Genomic DNA, 18,591 nt, shown 5'->3' with positions numbered 1-18,591 from the left:
CTTGTCGAATCAGCCGCTGGTGGAGCCGGCTGTCGCCACCTTGGCCCGCGGCGCTGGCGGCGCGCCGTGGTGGTCGTCGTGGCCGGTGACCGGGACTTCGTTGCCTTCGGCGTCATAGAGCTTGCCGTCGCGGAAGTAGTCGCCTTCGTGCAGCGCAGCGATGTCCTGGTAGCGCAGGGTGCGCTCACTGGCCGCGACGAACACCGACTGCTGGTCCGAGTTGCCGGCTTTCAGGTGGTTGAACACCAGGTTCAGCAGGATCGCCATGATCGCCGCCGAGCTGATGCCGGAGTGGAAGATGGTCTCGAACCAGGCCGGGAAGTGGTGGTAGAAGGTCGGCGCGGCGATCGGGATCATGCCGAAGCCGATCGAAGTGGCGACGATGATCAGGTTCATGTTGTTGCGGTAGTCGACCTGGGCAAGGGTGCGGATGCCCGAGGCGGCCACGGTACCGAACAACACGACGCCGGCGCCGCCGAGCACCGAGGTGGGTACCGCGGCGATCAGGCGGCCCATTACCGGCAGCAGGCCGAGGGTGACCAGGATCAGGCCGGCGGTGGCCACCACGTAGCGGCTCTTCACGCCGGTCACGGCCACCAGGCCGACGTTCTGGGCGAAAGCGCTCTGGGTGAAGGAGCCGAACAGTGGTGCCAGGGAGCTGGAGATCATGTCGGCGCGCAGGCCGTTGCCCAGACGCTTGGAATCGACCTTGGTGCCGATGATTTCACCCACGGCGAGGATGTCCGCCGAGGTTTCAACCAGGGTCACGATGATCACGATCAGCATCGACAGGATCGCCGCGACATGGAACTCCGGCATGCCGAAGTGCAGCGGCGTGGGTAGGGCCACCAGCGAGCCTTCGAGCACCTTGGAGAAGTCCGCCATGCCGAAGAACACCGCCACCAGGGTACCGATGACCATGGCCAGCAGGATCGACAGGCGCGAGATGCTGGCGCTGCCCAGCTTGCTCAACAGCAGCACGGTTCCGAGGGTGAAGGCGGCCAGGCTGACGTTGGCCACGCTGCCGAAATCCGGCGACTGGCTGTTGCCGCCCATCGCCCAGCGCGCGGCGACGGGCATCAGGGTGAGGCCGATGGTGGTGATGACGATGCCGGTCACCAGGGGCGGGAAGAACTTGGTGATTCGCGAGAACACCGGGGTGATCAGCAGGCCGATCAGCGAGGCGGCGATTACTGCGCCGAGCACCGCGGGGATGCCGCCGGCGCCGTTGCTGCCGATGATCGCGATCATGGTCGCCACGCCGGCGAAGGACACGCCTTGTACCAGTGGCAGCTGGCAGCCGAAGAAGGGCAGGCCGATGGTTTGCAGCAGGGTCGCCAGGCCTCCGGCGAACAGCGAGGCGGCGATCAGCAGGCCGATGTCCGCAGGCGATAGCCCGGCTGCCTGGCCGATGATCAGGGGTACTGCGACTATGCCGCCGTACATGGTCAGTACATGTTGCAGACCGTAGGCAAGGTTTGCGCCTATGCCGAGGTTTTCATCTTCCGGACGTTGCACCGAAGACGGACTTGCGGATGGGACTGTCATGGGAGGGCTCTCGCTTTTGTTCTTGTGCCGAGCACTGTAGACAATTTTTGGCTTTACTGGCTAGTGGATTGTATACATTTTTACTCGCTAGTTTTTTCGTCAATTTTCATGAATAAATCGCCCAGATTCGGAGATATTCGGCAAAACCTGATTTGACCTATTGGTCAGTAAATCCAGGGCGACGAATGGCGTCAGGAAAAAACAGGATGCACCCGGAAGGAATCTGCTGGTTCGCCGCGCGCCGGACGGCATTGCGACTTGGCCAGGAAACCGGAGAAAGGCCGCCGTTGGCCCATCGGTCGTCGGCTTTCTCTCGACTCCGGCAGCCGGTATCCTCGCCGCCATGAACAAGACCCTGCCCCTCTGCCTGATTGCCGCCCTCGCGCAGAACCGCGTGATCGGCCGCGACAACCAATTGCCCTGGCACCTGCCGGCGGACCTCAAACATTTCAAGGCCATGACCCTCGGCAAGCCGATCATCATGGGCCGCAAGACCTGGGACTCCCTCGGCCGCCCGCTTCCCGGCCGGCTCAATCTGGTGGTCAGCCGCCAGAGCGACCTCGTGCTGGAGGGGGCGGAAGTCTTCCCCAGCCTGGAAGCCGCGATCGAGCGCGCCGAAGCCTGGGCCCGCGAGGAAGAGGCCGAAGAAGTGATGCTGATCGGCGGTGCCCAGCTTTATGCCGAAGGTCTGGCCCAGGCGGATCGCCTTTACCTGACCCGCGTGGAGCTGGCACCGGAGGGGGATGCCTGGTTCCCCGAAGTGCCCGAGCAGGACTGGCGCCTCGCCTCCAGCATCGAGCATGAAACCACGGCCGAGACGCCGGCCTACGCCTTCGAGGTGTGGGAGCGGCGCTGAGCTTCTGCGCCATTTGCTCTTGTTGTGGGGGCGAATTCATTCGCTATGCAGGCCGAAGGCCTGCCTGATGAACACAAGGGACTGCTGCGCAGTCCTTAACGAATGAATTCGCCCCCACAGGAACGCTTGTCCCTGCGCTGCATCAGGCCTGCAATTCCATCAGCTCCACCCGCACTTCGCCCCCCTCCACCGTCAGAAACCCCACCGACACCGGCAACTTGAAGCGCCGTGGCCCGGCGCTGCCCGGATTGACGTGTAGCAGCCCGGCGCGCTCGGTGACCAGCGGCTTGTGGGAATGGCCGGTGACCACCACCCCGAAGCCACGCCCGGCGAGTTCATCGGGGATGTCCGCTTGGTCGTGCACCAGGTAGATGCCGAGTTTCCCCAGCCACAGTTCTTCCACTTCCCGAACGGCGTCCGCCCAGGCATCGCGGTCGTTGTTGCCGCGCACGGCGGTCAGCGGCGCCAATTCGGCAAGGGCGTCGAGGATTTCAGGTTTGCCGATGTCGCCGGCGTGGAGGATGTGGTCGCAGCCTTGCAGCGCCGCGAGGGCCTGGGGGCGGAGGAGGCCGTGGGTGTCGGAGATCAGGCCGATACGGAGGGAAGTCATGGAGTGGGCCCCATCAGGTGATGAGGCCCATTCTGCCACTCAGCGAGGCTGCGCCGGAGTTTCCGGCAGGAACCAGTTCAGCAGCAGTGCGCAGAGGCCGCCGGTGGCGACGCCGGATTCGAGGATGTTGCGCAGGGCGGCCGGCATGTGGGCGAGGAACTCCGGCACCTGGGACACGCCCAGACCCAGAGCCAATGACACGGCTATGATCAGCAGCGCGCGGCGGTCCAGGGTGGTGCCGGCGAGGATGTTGATGCCCGATGCGGCCACCGCGCCGAACATCACCATGGCGGCGCCGCCCAGCACCGGCTCAGGGATGGCCTGGAGCACACCAGCCACCGCCGGGAACAGGCCCAGCAGCACCAGCATCAGGGCGATCCACAGGCCGATATGACGGCTGGCGATGCCGGTCAGCTGGATCACGCCGTTGTTCTGCGCGAACACCGAGCTGGGGAAAGTGTTGAACAGGCCAGCCAAGAGCGAGTTGGCGCCGTTCACCAGTACGCCGCCCTTGATCCGCTGCATCCACAGCGGGCCTTCCACCGGCTGGCGCGAGACCTTGCTGGTGGCGGTGACGTCGCCGATGGCTTCCAGGGAGGTGACCAGGTAGATCACCAGCATCGGTACGAACAGCGACCAGGAGAAGCCCAGGCCGAAATGCAGCGGCACCGGAACCTGCACCAGCGGTGCGTCATGCAGCCCGCTGAAATTCAGGCGGCCGAGCCAGGCAGCCAGGGCGTAGCCCACCAGCAGGGCGATGACAATGGCGCAGCTGCGCATCCAGATCACCGGGATGCGGTTGAGCAGCAGGATCACCGCCAGCACCGTGCCGGACAGCAGCAGGTTCTCACCGTTGGCGAAGGTGCCGTTGGCCATGGCACCGAAGCCGCCACCCATACTGATCAGGCCGACTTTGATCAGGGTCAGGCCGATCATCAGCACCACGATGCCAGTCACCAGCGGATTGATCAGCCGCTTGATGAACGGCAGCACGCGGGAAATGCCCATTTCAACGAAGGCGCCGGCCATCACCACGCCGAAGATGGCGGCCATCACGCCTTCCACCGGAGTGCCCTGCTTGACCATCAGCGCGCCGCCGGCGATCAGCGGGCCGACGAAGTTGAAGCTGGTGCCTTGGACGATAAGCAGGCCGGCGCCAAAGGGCCCGAAGCGCTTGCACTGGACGAAGGTGGCGATGCCGGAGACCACCAGGGACATGGAGACGATCAGGTTGGTGTCCCGCGCCGACACGCCCAGTGCCTGGCAGATCAGCAGGCCGGGAGTGACGATGGGAATGATGATGGCCAGCAGGTGCTGCAGCGCGGCGAGCAGGGCGGCCAGCGGGCGAGGCTTGTCGTCCAGGCCGTAGAGCAGCTCGTTGCGAGCCTCGATGACGGGGGGCTTTTCCAGTGAAGTCATGGCGATCGACCGCAAAAAAAGCGGCGATTCTACCTGAGCCACACGCAGGACGGTTGGCGCTGGAGTTGTAGGGGCGAATTCATTTGCCAAGGGCGGCGAAGCTGCCCCGCGGGGCTCCGCAGGGCAGACCTTCGGCCTGCTTGGCGAATGAATTCGCCCCTACAGTGATTGCACCTCGCACCCCTGGCCACAAAAAGAAAGCCCGGCGCCAGGCCGGGCTTTCTAGTCAGGGCGGCGATCAGCCTTCGAGCATCGCCTTGTTGCGCACCGCGCCCTTGTCGGCGCTGGTAGCCAGCAGGGCGTAGGCCTTGAGGGCGGTGGTCACCTTGCGCGCGCGCGGTGCGGCGGGCTTCCAGCCTTTCTTGTCCTGCGCGTGGCGGCGGTGCGACAGCTCTTCATCGCTGACCAGCAGCTGGATGGTGCGGTTGTGGATGTCGATGTGGATCTTGTCGCCGTCTTCCACCAGGCCGATGGCACCGCCGGCTGCGGCTTCCGGTGAAGCGTGGCCGATGGACAGGCCCGAGGTGCCGCCGGAGAAGCGGCCGTCGGTGAGCAGCGCGCATTGCTTGCCCAGGCCCTTGGATTTCAGGTAGCTGGTGGGGTAGAGCATTTCCTGCATGCCCGGGCCGCCTTTCGGGCCTTCGTAGCGGATGATCACTACATCGCCAGCCTTCACTTCGTCAGCGAGGATGCCCTTCACGGCGGCGTCCTGGCTTTCGAAGATTTTCGCGGTGCCTTCGAAGACATGGATGGACTCATCCACGCCGGCGGTTTTCACCACGCAACCGTCGAGGGCGATGTTGCCGTAGAGCACCGCCAGACCGCCTTCCTGGGAGTAGGCGTGCTCGACGCTGCGGATGCAGCCTTCGGCGCGGTCGTCGTCCAGGGTCGCCCAGCGGGTGCTCTGGCTGAACGCGGTCTGGGTCGGGATGCCGGCCGGGCCGGCCTTGAAGAAGGTGTGCACGGCTTCGTCATTGGTCTGGGTGATGTCCCACTGGGCAATGGCATCGGCCATGGTCGGGCTGTGCACGGTCGGCACGTCGGTGTGCAGCAGGCCGCCACGGGCCAGCTCGCCGAGGATGCTGAAGATGCCGCCGGCGCGGTGCACGTCTTCCATGTGGTACTTCTGGATGTTCGGCGCCACCTTGCACAGTTGCGGCACCTCGCGCGACAGGCGATCGATGTCGCGCAGGTCGAAGTCGATCTCCGCCTCCTGGGCGGCGGCCAGCAGGTGCAGGATGGTGTTGGTCGAGCCGCCCATGGCGATGTCCAGGGTCATGGCGTTCTCGAACGCCTTGAAGCTGGCGACGTTGCGCGGCAGCACCGATTCATCGCCTTCGCCGTAGTAGCGCTGGCAGAGCTCCACGGCCAGGCGGCCGGCGCGCAGGAACAGTTGCTCGCGGTCGCTGTGGGTGGCCAGGGTGGAGCCGTTGCCCGGCAGCGCGAGGCCAAGGGCCTCGGTCAGGCAGTTCATCGAGTTGGCGGTGAACATGCCGGAGCAGGAACCGCAGGTCGGGCAGGCGCTGCGCTCGTACTCGGCGACCTTCTCGTCGGAGCAGGAGTCGTCGGCGGCGGCGACCATGGCGTCGACCAGGTCCAGGCCGTGGTTGGCCAGCTTGGTCTTGCCAGCTTCCATCGGGCCACCGGAAACGAACACCACCGGGATGTTCAGGCGCAGGGCGGCCATCAGCATGCCGGGGGTGATCTTGTCGCAGTTGGAGATGCAGACGATGGCGTCAGCGCAGTGGGCATTGACCATGTATTCCACGGAGTCGGCGATGATCTCGCGGCTCGGCAGGGAATAGAGCATGCCGTCGTGGCCCATGGCGATGCCGTCGTCCACGGCGATGGTGTTGAATTCCTTGGCCACGCCGCCGTGTTTCTCGATTTCGCGGGCGACCAGTTGACCCAAGTCCTTCAGGTGCACGTGGCCGGGCACGAACTGGGTGAAGGAGTTGGCGATGGCGATGATCGGCTTCTTGAAATCCTCGTCCTTCATCCCGGTGGCGCGCCACAGTGCACGGGCGCCGGCCATGTTGCGGCCGTGGGTGGAGGTTTTCGAACGGTAATCGGGCATGACGGTTTCCTGCGGCTAATCAGGTATCGGTTGTAAGCGTATGGTGAGCGCCGCCTGTGCCGGTTGCAAACGGCAGTTGGCCGTGCGTTCGGAAGGGGCCGGGAGACGAGGCGGGGTCACCGCTCGTTCGGCCTAGGCTCACTCAAGCCCGCCGGAGGATGGTTGGCGAGGAATCGCCCGATTCTACGCCGGGCCCGGCCGGCAGGGAAAGGCTGGCGGTCGGGCCGGCGATGGTGCCGGCCCGGGCGCTGCGAGGCGGGACGCGCGCTTAGCTGTTGGGCAGCAGGCGGCAGGTCAGGCTCTTGATGTAGCGGGTTTCGGCAATGGCCGGGTGCACCGGGTGGTCCGGCCCCTGGCCGCCGCGCTCCAGCAGGAGGATGTTGCGGTCCAAGTGGCGGGCGCTGTTGAGAAGGATGTTCTGCAGATCGTCTTCCGGCAGGTGCATGGAGCAGGAGGCGCTGACCAGGATGCCGTCCTTGTTCAGCAGGCGCATGGCCTGCTCGTTGAGGCGGCGGTAGGCGGCCTCACCGTTCTTCAGGTCCTTCTTGCGCTTGATGAAGGCGGGCGGGTCGGCGACCACCACGTCAAAGCGTTCTTCGGCGGCTTTCAGCTCCTTCAGGGCTTCGAAGACATCGCCCTCGACACAGGTAACCTGCTCGGCCACGCCGTTGAGGGTGGCATTGCGTTCCACGCCATCCAGGGCGAAGCCGGACGCGTCTACGCAAAACACTTCGCTGGCGCCGAAGGCCGCTGCCTGCACGCCCCAGCCGCCGATGTAGCTGAACAGGTCGAGGACACGCTTGCCTTTCACGTAAGGCGCCAGGCGAGCGCGGTTCATGCGGTGGTCATAGAACCAGCCGGTCTTCTGGCCTTCCAGTACCGGGGCTTCGAACTTCACGCCGTTCTCTTCCAGGGCGACCCACTCGGGCACCACGCCGAACGCAGTGTCGACGTAGCGCTCCAGGCCTTCGGCGTCACGGGCGCTGGAGTCGTTTTTCCAGAGCACGCCGCGGGGTTTCAGCACCTGCACCAGGGCATCGAGCACGGCGTCCTTGTGGCGCTCCATGGCGGCGGAGGCGAGCTGCACCACCAGGATGTCACCGAAGCGGTCCACCACCAGGCCGGGAAGCAGGTCGGAATCGCCATAGACCAGGCGGTAGAAGGGCTTGTCGAAGAGCCGTTCGCGCAGGCTCAGGGCGACGTTGATGCGGTGCACCAGCAGGGACTTGTCCAGCACGTGCTTGATGTCACGGGAGACCAGGCGCGCGCAGATCAGGTTGTTCGGGGAGAGGGCGACCACACCCAGCGGCTTGCCGCCGGCAGCTTCGAGAATGGCCTGGTCGCCCGGCTGGAAGGCGTTCAGCGGGGTGGCGACCACGTCCACTTCGTTGCTGTAGACCCACAGGTGGCCGGCGCGCAGGCGTCGATCGGCATTGGCTTTGAGGCGCAGGCTGGGCAGGGACATGAGTCGCTCTCCGGAAAAAAGGCCGGGATTATACCCTAGCCCGCACCGGCTCCGGGGGCCGCCCGGCGGTGCTCACGGCGACCTGGGACGAACGAACGGAAGCTGGCCTGAAATCCCGCGCAACAGGCCGGCGCATCCGGGTAGACTGTCGCCTCGGTCAACCTTTTCCCTCATCCCCATGGCTCAAGAACTTTCCGCAGAACAGATTCGCCAGGTCCTGCAGGGCATCAGCGTGCCGCCGCAACCGCAGATCATGGTCGACCTGCAGATGGAGCAGGTCATGCCGAGCCCGGACCTCAAGTCCATCGCCCGGCTCATCAGCCAGGACCCGGGACTGTCCGGTGCCCTGCTGAAGATCGTCAACTCGCCGTTCTTCGGCCTGACCAACCGCATCGCCTCGATTCAGCAGGCGGTGAACCTGCTCGGCTGCAACACGGTGATCAACCTGATCAACGCGCAGTCGATCAAGGGCGAGATGAGCGACGAGACCATCGTCACCCTGAACCGCTTCTGGGACACCGCCCAGGACGTGGCCATGACCTGCCTGACCCTGGCCAAACGCATCGGCTACCAGTCGGCGGACGAGGCCTATGCCCTCGGCCTGTTCCACAATTGCGGCATCCCGCTAATGCTCAAGCGTTTCCCCGACTACATGACGGTGCTGGAAGAGGCCTATGCCAGCGCCGGCCCGGAGCGTCGGGTGGTGGACACCGAGAACCGCCTGCTGAACACCAACCACGCCGTGGTTGGCTACTTCACCGCGCGCTCCTGGCGCCTGCCCGAGCACCTCTGCGAGGCCATCGCAAACCACCACAACGCGCTGTCCATCTTCAGCGACGACTCCGGCCGCGACGCGCAGCTGAAGAACCTGCTGGCGATCCTCAAGATGGCCGAGCACATCTGCGCCTCGCACCTGGTGCTGGGCAACCAGGCCGAGGACCATGAGTGGCAGAGCATTCGCGCCCAGGTACTGGACTATGTGGGGCTCTCGGAGTACGACTTTGAAAACCTGAAGGAAAGCATCCGCGAGCTGGGCGCCCACTGACGCCGCTCCTACAAATCCTGGCCCTACCGAGCCCGAGACACGCAATGCCTGAACTACCCGAAGTCGAAACCACCCGTCGGGGCATCGCGCCCTTCCTCGAAGGCCAGCGCGTCAGCCGGGTGATCGTGCGCGAGCGCCGCCTGCGCTGGCCCATTCCCGAGGACCTCGACGTGCGCCTCTCCGGCCAGTGCATCCTCAAGGTGGAGCGTCGCGCCAAATACCTGCTGCTGCAGGCCGAGGCCGGTACCCTGATCAGCCACCTGGGCATGTCCGGCAGCCTGCGTCTGGTGGAAGCCGGGCTGGTGGCGGCCAAGCACGAGCATGTGGATATCGAGCTGGAGTCGGGCATGGCCCTGCGCTACACCGACCCGCGCCGCTTCGGCGCCATGCTCTGGAGCGACGACCCGCTGAACCACGAGCTGTTGCGCCGACTCGGTCCCGAGCCGCTTGGCGGCCTCTTCGACGGCGAGCGCCTGTTCCAGCTGTCCCGTGGCCGCAGCATGGCGGTCAAGCCCTTCATCATGGATAACGCGGTGGTGGTCGGCGTCGGCAATATTTACGCCACCGAGGCACTGTTCGCCGCCGGCATCGACCCGCGCCGCGAGGCCGGTTCCATCTCGCGGGCGCGCTACCTGGCGCTCGGCGAGGAGATCAAGCGCATCCTCGCCCAGGCCATCGAATGCGGCGGCACCACCCTGCGCGATTTCGTCGGCGGCGACGGCAAGCCGGGCTACTTCCAGCAGGAGTTGTTCGTCTACGGCCGTGGCGGCGAGTTCTGCAAGAACTGCGGCTCGACCCTGCGGGAAATCCGTCTCGGCCAACGCGCCAGCGTCTACTGCCCGCGCTGCCAACGCTGAATCCTCGCCGGGCCGCGAGGTCCGGCGTCTGCCATCCAGCTCTCAACCTCCAAGAGCAACAAAGAAGTCTTCCCCATGTACGGTAACTACCTGCCCCGCAATCCTTTCTCCGAGGCGGTCGGCCATGGCGTGCTCAAACTGATGGGCTGGCGCATCGAAGGGCGCATGCCGGACCTCGACAAGTTCGTGGTGATCGGCGCCCACCACACCTCCAACTGGGATTTCGTGATCTTCCTCGCGGTGAAGTTCGTGCTGCGCTTGAACGCCCGCTGGTTCGCCAAGCACACCCTGTTCCGCCGGCCCTTTGGTGGGCTGTTGAAGCGCTGGGGCGGGGTGCCGATCTACCGCCACCTCAAGCTGAACATGGTGGAGCAGGCGGTAGAGCAATTCCGCCAGAGCCGCGAGTTCATGCTGATCATCTCGCCGGAAGGCACGCGCAAGCGGGTGGAGCGCTGGAAGATGGGCTTCTATCACATCGCCCGAGGCGCCGACGTGCCCATAGTTCCGGCCGCCCTGGACTACGCCAACCGCCGCGTTGTCATAGGTCAGCCATTCTTCCCCAGTGGCGACGAGCAGGCCGACCTGCGCCAGTTGCTGGCCTTTTACCGTCCGTACGTGCCGAAAAAACCCGACTACGCTTTCCATGGCGATTGAAGGCCGTCACGGTGTCAATCTGCCATGCGCTGTTATAGTTTTTCGCACACTCATCGTTGAAGGATCGCCCTCATGAACCTGTTCCGCTCCACCGCTGCTGTCCTGGCGCTGACCACTGGCCTGCTGGCGCTGCCGGCTGGCGCGGAAGTGGTACAGGAGAATGCCAGCGGTGACCCCATGTACACCGTTGAGGCCCCCAGCGGCTACAGCATGGCCGGCGACGTGCTGATCGCCCGGCCGCTGTTGATCGGCGCCACTGTGATTGGCGCCGGCCTGTTCATCATCAGCCTGCCCTTCTCGGCCCTGGGCGGTAACGTCGAGGAAGCCGCCAACGAGCTGATTGGCGTGCCGGGCCGGGAAGCCTTTGTGCGCTGCCTGGGCTGCACCATGAGCGGCTACCGGCACGACAAGGCCAGCGAAGGCTACTGAGCCTCTACCCCTCACCAGGCCGACGGCCCCATCCCTTCCGGGATGGGGCCGTCGGTGTTTTCAGAGAAGGCGCGGGTTGCCGGACGGGGAGTCGTTGATCGTGTCCTAGGGGACCGTCTCTGGCGGATGGATTTCGGGATAAGGATCAAGTCTGTGGCACGGACAGCCCCCTCTCCCTCTGGGTGTACGGCCCGGAGACATGGTGGACCGGTGGAGCGTGATCCACCCAACGGGCGCGAATTCGCCTCTACTTCACCTTCTCGACGTCGAATAATTCGGACAGGCCCAGGCCGCGTGGATCACTGGCGGCTTCGAGGCTGCCCTTGGCCTTGTTCCAGAACAGCACCTGCTGGTTGCCATAGTTGCGCTCAAGCAGCTTGAGTCTGTAGCCGCGGGAGCGCAGTTCGGCACTTTCGGCGCTGCTGAAGGCGCCCGGTTCGTGCTCGATCTGATCGGGCAGGTACTGGTGGTGATAGCGCGCCACCGAGGGCCAGCGATTCACGGGCTGGCCGTCCAGGTACTCCAGGATCGAGAGCAGCACCATGCTGGGAATCCGACTGCCACCGGGGGTGCCGAAGGCGGCGAACTCCTGGTCGTTTTCGATGAAAGTGGGGCTCATGGAGGACAGCGGGCGCTTGCCCGAACCCACCGCGTTGGCACGGCTGGCGGCAAGGCCGTAGGCGTTGGACCCGGACGGGTCGGCGGCGAAATCGTCCATCTCGTCATTCAGCAGCACGCCGGTGCCGGGCACGGTGAAGGCGGCGCCGAAGGGCAGGTTGATGGACAGGGTGGCGGCCACCGCGTTGCCGTCCTTGTCGATCACCGCGAAGTGGGTGGTGTGGTCGCCTTCACGCCAGGGCGGCGACGGAGGCAGGCTGCTGCTTGGGGTCGCGCGGCGGGCGTCGATACCCGCGGCAAGGTTCTTCAGGTAGCCGGCATCGAGCAGCTTCGCCTGGGGAATGGCGACGAAATCCGGATCGCCCAGCAGGCCGCGGTCGCGGTAGGCCCGGCGTAGCACTTCCACCACGTAGTGGGTGCGTTGCACACGGTCAGCCTTGCGCCAGGGCAGCTCCTGCAGCATCGCCAGGCTCTGTGCCAGGGCAATGCCGCCGGCAGAGGGCGGTGGTGCACCGATCAGCTCGCGGCCATCGGCGAGGCGAAAGCGGATCGGCTGGCGTTCCACGGTCTTGTAGTCGGCCAGGTCACGCAGGCTCCAGATGCCGCCAGCGGCGTTCACGCCTTGCACCAGTTTCTCGGCGGTGAGGCCGCTGTAGAACCCGGCCTTGCCGTAGCGAACCATGCGTTCCAGGGTGTTGGCCAGTTCCGGCTGGCGCAGCAGGCTGAACTCTTCCGGGATCTCGCCCTTGTGGTCGAGGAACAGGCGCGCCGTCTCAGGGTCGTCGCGCATGGACGACAGGCGCCAGGAGGCACGCTCGCGGTAAACGCGATCCACCGAGATGCCGTCGCGCGCCAGGCGGATCGCCGGGGTCAGGCTGTCAGCCAGGGGCAGGCGGCCGTATCGGCCGGCCAGGTCCGCCAGGGCCGCCGGCAGGCCGGGGATGGCGGCAGCCAGGGCGCCGTCCAGGGATAGCGTCGGGTCGGCCTTGCCGTCACGCACATAAAGGCGCGGATGGGCGGCCAGCGGGGCACGCTCGCGGGCGTCCAGGAAGCGGTAGACGGGTTTGTCGCCACCCTGGCGGAGGAGGAAGAAGCCACCGCCGCCAAGACCCGAGCCATACGGCTCGGCCACTGCCAGGGCGGCGCTGATGGCGACCGCGGCATCAAAGGCGTTACCGCCCTGGGCCAGGGTCTCGAGGCCGGCTACCGTGGCCGACGGACTGGGTGTGGCGACGGCTGCGCGCCCGGGCTCGGCGGCCTGCAGGGCTCCCGCGCAGAGCAGGAGCAGCGTCGCGACGAGCGCGCCACGGCGGTACGAGCCGCGTTCCTGGCGGCCCACGGGTCAGGCCTTGCCGGTGAGCTTCAGGTACTTCTCCATCAGCTCATCCTTGCTTTCGACATGGGCTTCGTCCAGGGGGATGCAATCGACGGGGCAGACCTGCTGGCACTGCGGCTCGTCATAGTGGCCGACGCATTCGGTGCAGAGGTTGGGATCGATCACGTAGATCTCCTCGCCCTGGGAAATGGCGCCGTTTGGGCACTCGGGTTCGCAGACGTCGCAGTTGATGCAGTCGTCGGTGATCTTGAGGGACATGGGAACAACTCCTGCCGTCGCCAGGCAGCGACGGCCTTGTACAGAAATTAGCGGAATTGTGCCGGATTGCCGCGATCGACGCACGCGCCGATCGCGGCGGAGGAGCTTTCAGCGTTTGAAGCGCTCGGCCAGCGCCTGGGCCACCGCTGGGTGGACGAACTTGCTGATATCGCCGCCAAGGGCCGCTATTTCGCGCACCAGGGTGGAGGAGATGAAGGAGTACTTTTCCGACGGGGTGAGGAACATGCTTTCCACATCCGGCGCCAGTTGGCGGTTCATGTTGGCCAGCTGGAATTCGTACTCGAAGTCGGACACCGCGCGCAGGCCGCGCAGGAAGACATTGGCGTTCTGCTCCTTGACGAAGTGCGCCAACAGGGTGGAGAAGCCCACCACTTCGACGTTCGGCAGGTGCTTGGTGACCTCGCGGGCCAGTTCTACACGCTGTTCCAGGCTGAACAGCGGGTTTTTCTTGGGGCTGGCTGCTACAGCAATGACCACGCTATCGAACAGACGAGAGGCGCGTTCGATCAGATCGCCGTGGCCCTTCGTAATGGGGTCGAAGGTGCCCGGGTACAACACTCGGTTCATCGCGACGTCCTGGCAGGGGTCCGTAAGGGAATCGGATGGTAGCGCAGCAAACCCCCATGGGCCAAGACGAGGGCGCCCGCTGGGCTACAGGCGGCGCACGGAGATGAGTCCGGCACCGCCCGGCCGGCCATCAGGCCTGGCCCAACCGCTCGGCGAGGGCGCTGGCGAGCTTGGCGGTGAGGCCGTAGACGGACAGCTGCGGGTTGGCGCCGATGCTGGTGGGGAACAGCGAACCGTCGTGGATCGACAGGTTGGCCAACTGGTGGTGGCGGCCCAGGCTGTCGGTCACCGCCTGCTGCGGATCCTCGCCCATGGCGCAGCCGCCCATCACGTGGGCGCTGCCCAGGCGGGCGCGGTAGAGCTCCAGGGGCAGACCATCGATCAGGTTGCGGACCTCGTCGAGGGTCTTCACATAGTCGGCGTCGGCGTGCATCGGCAGTACCGCGCGGGCGCCAGCAGCGAACTGGATTTCCGCCATTGCATGGTAGGCCCGGCGGATGCCGTCCCAGGTGTAGTCGGTCATGCGGTAATCGAGCACCGGGCTGCCATCGCCGCGCAATTCCACCGTGCCCTCGGCGCTGTCCGGATGGAAGCCGTCGCGCATCAACGCCAGCATCACGTTGGTGTGGGGCAACTGCTCCATGCGCAGCGCGTTGTCGACACCGAAGCGCCCCAGCAGGGTGCTGGTGAGAGAGGGCTGCAGCGGCGGTACTTCGAGCTTGTAGGACATGCGCCCCGTGGCGCCGTCGTCCCACTGGAAGTGATCCGAATAGATGGACTGCGGCGCGCCGTAGAAGGGGTTGATCAGTCGGTCGAACTGCGCGGCGGAGAAATTCACCACGTGCAAGAAGGTGCGCTTGCCGGTGCGCCCGTACGGGTCCGGCGCGTCGGAGCGCAGGAGCAGCCCTGGCGTGTTGATGCCGCCGCCGGCAAGCACGTAATGGCGGGCCTTGACCCGGATCTTGCGGCCGTTGGGGGCCACGCAGCGTTCGTCCAGGCCCAGGCATTCGATGCCGGTGACCCGGTCGCCCTCGATCAGCAGCTTTTCGGCGCGGGCCAGGTAGAGCAGTTCGCCGCCCTTGTCGAGAGTGGCGGGGATGGTGGTGACCAGCATCGACTGCTTGGCGTTGGTCGGGCAGCCCATGCCGCAGTAACCGAGGTTCCAGCAGCCACGCACGTTGCGAGGAATGACCTTCCAGTGGAGCCCGAGTTTTTCGCAGCCCAGGCGGATCACGTCGTTGTTGGGGTTCGGCGGAATGGCCCAGGGCGCCACGCCCAGGCGCTGCTCCATCTTCTCGAACCACGGGGCCATCTCGGCCACCGAGTGGCCCTTGACCCCGTGCTCGCGCGCCCAGTGCTCCAGGGTCGGCTCCGGGGTGCGGAAGCTGGAGGTCCAATTGACCAGGGTGGTGCCGCCCACGGCGCGGCCCTGGAGGATGGTGATGGCGCCATCCTTGGTCATCCGGCCTATGCCTTCCTGGTAGAGGCTGGGGTAGGCCTCGGCCTCCTGCATCTTGAAGTCGGAGCTGGTCTTCAGCGGCCCTTCCTCGATCAGCAGTACCTTGAATCCGGCGGCACTGAGGATTTCCGCCGTGGTGCCGCCACCGGCGCCGCTGCCAACTATGGCGACATCGGCCTCCAGGGTCAGGTCCTGCTCCAGGCGTGAGCCGTTGTGGGTTTTCCAGCCGCGGGCCAGGCCTTCGGCAAACAGATCGGGTACAGGCATGTCAGGGTCTCGGGCGAATTCTTGTCGTTTTCTTGCCGTGGCGCGGGGCTCAGACCGTCGGCGGGCCTGGGTAACCGCAATGCGCCCAGGATTCCGGGCGGCCGTACCAGGCCATCATCACCAGTTGCAGCAGGGAGGCGTGACCCATCTTCAGCAGGCCGATGGAGCTGTGCTCCCAGCGCGCCAGGAACTCGCGCACGTCCTGGGCGCCGGCCTTTTCCCAGCTGCCCCAGATGCCCGTCAGCGGGCCGCGGGTCAGCGGCAGGGCGAGCGCGTCGAAGAGCTGCAGGGTGAGCTTGAGCATCTCCGGCGACAGGCGATGCAGGGCGTAGTCCAGGCTTTCGAGGGTGCCCTCGATGGTCTGGGGTACTTTCTCGCTGGGCACGGCGCCTTCCAGCATCACCGGCACCAGGGCACGGAGGAAGGGCAGGTCGGATTCGCGCAGCACGGCAAAGCCACCAGCCGGCACGCTGGCCGAGCAGCCGGTGAGGCTGGCGGCGACCCCGGCGGTGGCGAGGAAGGCCGAACCGAACAGGCCGACCTTGAGCAGGTTGCGCCGGGACAGGCCCGGCGCGTCGAGGGTGGTTTCGCTCATTATTGTTATCTGCCTGCGAAAGCCCGCCTCAGCGGACGAAGAGTTTGTGGACCAGCTTCTGGATGGCCTTGCCATAGGGCGGATAGATCATTTTCGCGGCATTGAAGCGCTGCTTGATGAACACACCCTTGGCCTTGCTGAAGGTGAGGAAGCCTTCGTGGCCGTGATAGTGGCCCATGCCCGAGGGGCCGATGCCGCCGAAGGGCATGTCGTCCTGGGCCACGTGCAGCAGCGTGTCGTTCAGGCACACGCCGCCGGAGTGGGTCTCGTGCAGCACGCGCTGCTGTTCGCCGCGGTTGTAGCCGAAGTAGTAGAGGGCCAGCGGGCGCGGACGGTCGTTGATGTAGGCGAAGGCGTCTTCCAACTGGCGGTAGGGGACGATCGGCAGCAGGGGGCCGAAGATCTCCTCCTGCATCAGTTTCATCTCGTCGGTGGCGTTCAGCACCAGGGTATGCGGCAGGCGCCGGCCCTGGGCTTCGGGGAACAGCGGCACCAGGCGGGCACCCTTTGCTTCGGCGTCCGCCAGGTAGCCATTGAGGCGGCCCAGTTGGCGCTCGTTGATGATGGCGGTGTAGTCGGGGTTGTCCTTGAGCTGCGGGAAGAAGCCCTGCACAGCCTGGCGGTAGGCCTCGACGAAGCCCTCGACGCGGCCTTCCGGCACCAGCACATAGTCCGGCGCCACGCAGGTCTGGCCGGCATTCATGGTCTTGCCGAAGGCAATGCGCTCGGCGGCGTCAGCCAGCGGCACGTCGGCGGAGACGATGGCCGGCGATTTGCCGCCCAGTTCCAGGGTCACCGGGGTCAGGTTCTCGGCGGCCGCGCGCATCACGTGCTTGCCGATGCTGGTGGCGCCGGTGAACAGCAGGTGGTCGAACGGCTGGCGGGAGAAGGCCACGCCCACCTCGGCCTCGCCCAGCACCACGCCGACCAGGTCCTCGGGGAAGATCCTCGCCAGCAGGTCCTTGAGCAGTTGCGAGGTGGCCGGGGTGGACTCGCTCATCTTGATCATCACCCGGTTGCCGGCGGCCAGGGCGCCCACCAGTGGGCCTATGGCGAGGTAGAGCGGGTAGTTCCACGGCACTATCACGCCGACCACGCCCAGCGGCTGGTAGATCACCTTGGCCGAGGCGGGCTGGAAGGCCATGCCGACGCCCCGGCGGGAGGGTTTCATCCACTTGTGCAGACGCTTGGTTGCGTAATGGATGCCATGCAGGCTGGGCATGATCTCGGCCAGCCGGGTCTCGTCGGCCGAGCGGTTGCTGAAGTCCTCGGAAATGGCGGCGATCAGCGCTTCCTGTTCGGTGTACAGCAGCTCGCGCAGCGACTTCAGCCACTGGGCGCGCTGTCCGGCGCTGGGCATGGGGTTGGCGCGGAAGGCCTCGCGCTGGCGCTGGAAGAGGCTTTCCAGCTGGCTGATCTGCTGCTGGCTCTGTTGCAGGTAGGCAATGTCGGCGACCATGGTGCGGTTCCTCGGGGGGCTCCGGGAGCGTCGTCCGTATCCGTCGGGCGAATGCGGGGCAGCTCTATTGTTGTGGTATCGCTGGATTTTTAGAGCAATTGCTCTAGAGTGTCAAATAGCTTGCCTGCCCGGCCGCCCGGCGGCAGCCCAACGAAAAGCTGGGCAGGGAGCCTGCGGGTAACGCCGAGTGTTTCCCGGCGCCCTCCCGGTGTGTACCTTTGGCGCTCGCCGTACCTACCGATTGCAGGAAGATCCACTCGATGGCCCAACGACCCAAGACCCGCGACCGCATCGTTCTGGAGAGCCTTGCGCTGTTCAATACCCAGGGCGAGCGCAACGTGACCACCAACCACATCGCCGCGCACCTGGGCATGTCGCCGGGCAATCTCTATTACCACTTCCGCAACAAGCAGGAGATCATCGCCGAGCTGTTCGGCCAGTACGAAACCCGGGTGGACAGCTTCCTGCGCCCGCCGGAGGGGCGCGCGGTGACGGTGGAGGACAAGACCTTCTACCTGGAGTCCCTGCTGGCGGCGATGTGGGATTTCCGCTTCCTGCATCGCGACCTGGAGCACCTGCTGGAGTCCGACACCCAACTGGCCGCGCGCTACCGCCTGTTCGCCCAGCGCTGCCTGGACCACGCCCAGGCCATCTACCGCGGCTTCGTCGAGGCCGGCATCCTGCGAATGAACGCCGCCCAGGTCGAAGCCCTGACCCTCAACAGCTGGATCATCGTCACTTCATGGGTGCGCTTCCTTTGCACCACCCGCCCGGAGGCCGGCGACCTCAGCCAGGAGCTGCTTCGCCGCGGCATCTACCAGGTACTCGCGCTGGAGGGCGGCTACCTCGCGCCCGAGGCGCAGCCGGGCGTGCAGGCGCTCTACGAGAAGCTTCACGTGCCGCTGGAGCGGATAATGCACGGCGAAGACGACCGGGCGCCGGATATTTGACATTAGCCTTTTGACGATTACGCCTTGACGCGAGCGTGTCGAATAACTGACGTAAATATAATTCCTCTGCGTTATAGTGGCACATTGGTTAAGGATGACTT

At 65.7% G+C, this 18,591-nt stretch carries 17 protein-coding genes; 6 read left to right on the top strand and 11 right to left on the bottom strand.

Translation table 11 applies throughout. The features are described from left to right. Positions 1–9: 9 nt before the first annotated feature. On the bottom strand, positions 10–1,548 hold the full coding sequence (locus tag E8F12_RS04650; RefSeq protein ID WP_280324118.1) for a nucleobase:cation symporter-2 family protein: 1,539 nt from the start codon (positions 1,546–1,548) through the stop codon (positions 10–12). Positions 1,549–1,891: 343 nt separating this feature from the next. Between E8F12_RS04650 and E8F12_RS04645 the strand changes: the two genes are divergently transcribed. Continuing rightward, positions 1,892–2,404: a dihydrofolate reductase gene (locus E8F12_RS04645; RefSeq protein ID WP_280324117.1), complete on the top strand. Its 513-nt coding sequence runs from the start codon at positions 1,892–1,894 to the stop codon at positions 2,402–2,404. Between the two features lie 142 nt (positions 2,405–2,546). Here the strand turns inward: E8F12_RS04645 and E8F12_RS04640 are convergent, their stop codons facing one another. The 4 genes from E8F12_RS04640 to E8F12_RS04625 form a co-directional block, all read right to left on the bottom strand. Further along, a complete protein-coding gene (locus E8F12_RS04640; protein WP_280324116.1) occupies positions 2,547–3,014 on the bottom strand; it encodes a metallophosphoesterase family protein in 468 nt (155 codons plus the stop codon). Positions 3,015–3,053: 39 nt separating this feature from the next. Further along, positions 3,054–4,433: a nucleobase:cation symporter-2 family protein gene (locus E8F12_RS04635; RefSeq protein WP_280324115.1), complete on the bottom strand. Its 1,380-nt coding sequence runs from the start codon at positions 4,431–4,433 to the stop codon at positions 3,054–3,056. A gap of 238 nt (positions 4,434–4,671) precedes the next feature. Continuing rightward, complete coding sequence (gene ilvD, locus E8F12_RS04630; RefSeq protein ID WP_280324114.1) at positions 4,672–6,510, bottom strand: dihydroxy-acid dehydratase; 1,839 nt, start codon at positions 6,508–6,510, stop codon at positions 4,672–4,674. Between the two features lie 268 nt (positions 6,511–6,778). Continuing rightward, complete coding sequence (locus E8F12_RS04625; RefSeq protein ID WP_280324113.1) at positions 6,779–7,975, bottom strand: class I SAM-dependent rRNA methyltransferase; 1,197 nt, start codon at positions 7,973–7,975, stop codon at positions 6,779–6,781. Positions 7,976–8,207: 232 nt separating this feature from the next. Between E8F12_RS04625 and E8F12_RS04620 the strand changes: the two genes are divergently transcribed. The 4 genes from E8F12_RS04620 (at position 8,208) to E8F12_RS04605 (ending at position 10,960) form a co-directional block, all read left to right on the top strand. Continuing rightward, positions 8,208–9,020 (top strand): HDOD domain-containing protein, encoded by an 813-nt coding sequence (locus tag E8F12_RS04620; RefSeq protein WP_280289544.1) that lies wholly within the window; start codon positions 8,208–8,210, stop codon positions 9,018–9,020. A 44-nt stretch (positions 9,021–9,064) separates the two neighbouring features. Beyond that, on the top strand, positions 9,065–9,877 hold the full coding sequence (gene mutM / locus E8F12_RS04615; protein ID WP_280324112.1) for a bifunctional DNA-formamidopyrimidine glycosylase/DNA-(apurinic or apyrimidinic site) lyase: 813 nt from the start codon (positions 9,065–9,067) through the stop codon (positions 9,875–9,877). A gap of 75 nt (positions 9,878–9,952) precedes the next feature. Further along, positions 9,953–10,531: a lysophospholipid acyltransferase family protein gene (locus E8F12_RS04610; RefSeq protein ID WP_280324111.1), complete on the top strand. Its 579-nt coding sequence runs from the start codon at positions 9,953–9,955 to the stop codon at positions 10,529–10,531. Positions 10,532–10,603: 72 nt separating this feature from the next. After that, positions 10,604–10,960 carry a multidrug transporter gene (locus E8F12_RS04605; RefSeq protein WP_280324110.1) on the top strand — a complete coding sequence of 119 codons (357 nt, stop codon included), beginning with the start codon at positions 10,604–10,606 and terminating at the stop codon, positions 10,958–10,960. 247 nt (positions 10,961–11,207) lie between these two features. Here E8F12_RS04605 and ggt read toward each other — a convergent pair whose 3' ends face one another. The 6 genes from ggt to E8F12_RS04575 all read right to left on the bottom strand — a co-directional run bounded on the left by ggt (position 11,208) and on the right by E8F12_RS04575 (position 17,540). After that, positions 11,208–12,866: a gamma-glutamyltransferase gene (ggt, locus tag E8F12_RS04600; protein ID WP_280324174.1), complete on the bottom strand. Its 1,659-nt coding sequence runs from the start codon at positions 12,864–12,866 to the stop codon at positions 11,208–11,210. 54 nt (positions 12,867–12,920) lie between these two features. Then, positions 12,921–13,172 carry a YfhL family 4Fe-4S dicluster ferredoxin gene (locus tag E8F12_RS04595; protein WP_280324109.1) on the bottom strand — a complete coding sequence of 84 codons (252 nt, stop codon included), beginning with the start codon at positions 13,170–13,172 and terminating at the stop codon, positions 12,921–12,923. A 108-nt stretch (positions 13,173–13,280) separates the two neighbouring features. Next, complete coding sequence (gene coaD, locus E8F12_RS04590; RefSeq protein WP_280289481.1) at positions 13,281–13,760, bottom strand: pantetheine-phosphate adenylyltransferase; 480 nt, start codon at positions 13,758–13,760, stop codon at positions 13,281–13,283. A gap of 130 nt (positions 13,761–13,890) precedes the next feature. Then, positions 13,891–15,486: a GMC family oxidoreductase gene (locus E8F12_RS04585; RefSeq protein ID WP_280324108.1), complete on the bottom strand. Its 1,596-nt coding sequence runs from the start codon at positions 15,484–15,486 to the stop codon at positions 13,891–13,893. Positions 15,487–15,535: 49 nt separating this feature from the next. Then, the gene (locus tag E8F12_RS04580) at positions 15,536–16,081 is read right to left on the bottom strand and encodes a twin-arginine translocation pathway signal protein (RefSeq protein WP_280324107.1); all 546 of its coding nucleotides are present in this window, start codon (positions 16,079–16,081) and stop codon (positions 15,536–15,538) included. A 28-nt stretch (positions 16,082–16,109) separates the two neighbouring features. Next, positions 16,110–17,540, bottom strand: a complete 1,431-nt coding sequence (locus E8F12_RS04575) for a coniferyl aldehyde dehydrogenase (RefSeq protein WP_280324106.1) — start codon at positions 17,538–17,540, stop codon at positions 16,110–16,112. A 260-nt stretch (positions 17,541–17,800) separates the two neighbouring features. Between E8F12_RS04575 and E8F12_RS04570 the strand changes: the two genes are divergently transcribed. Further along, positions 17,801–18,490 carry a TetR/AcrR family transcriptional regulator gene (locus E8F12_RS04570; protein ID WP_280324105.1) on the top strand — a complete coding sequence of 230 codons (690 nt, stop codon included), beginning with the start codon at positions 17,801–17,803 and terminating at the stop codon, positions 18,488–18,490. Positions 18,491–18,591: the final 101 nt, after the last annotated feature.

Origin of the sequence: Pseudomonas sp. BN102 (genome assembly GCF_029871245.1) — a bacterium.
GTDB lineage: Bacteria > Pseudomonadota > Gammaproteobacteria > Pseudomonadales > Pseudomonadaceae > Metapseudomonas.
This window is presented reverse-complemented; position numbering and strand designations above follow the sequence as displayed.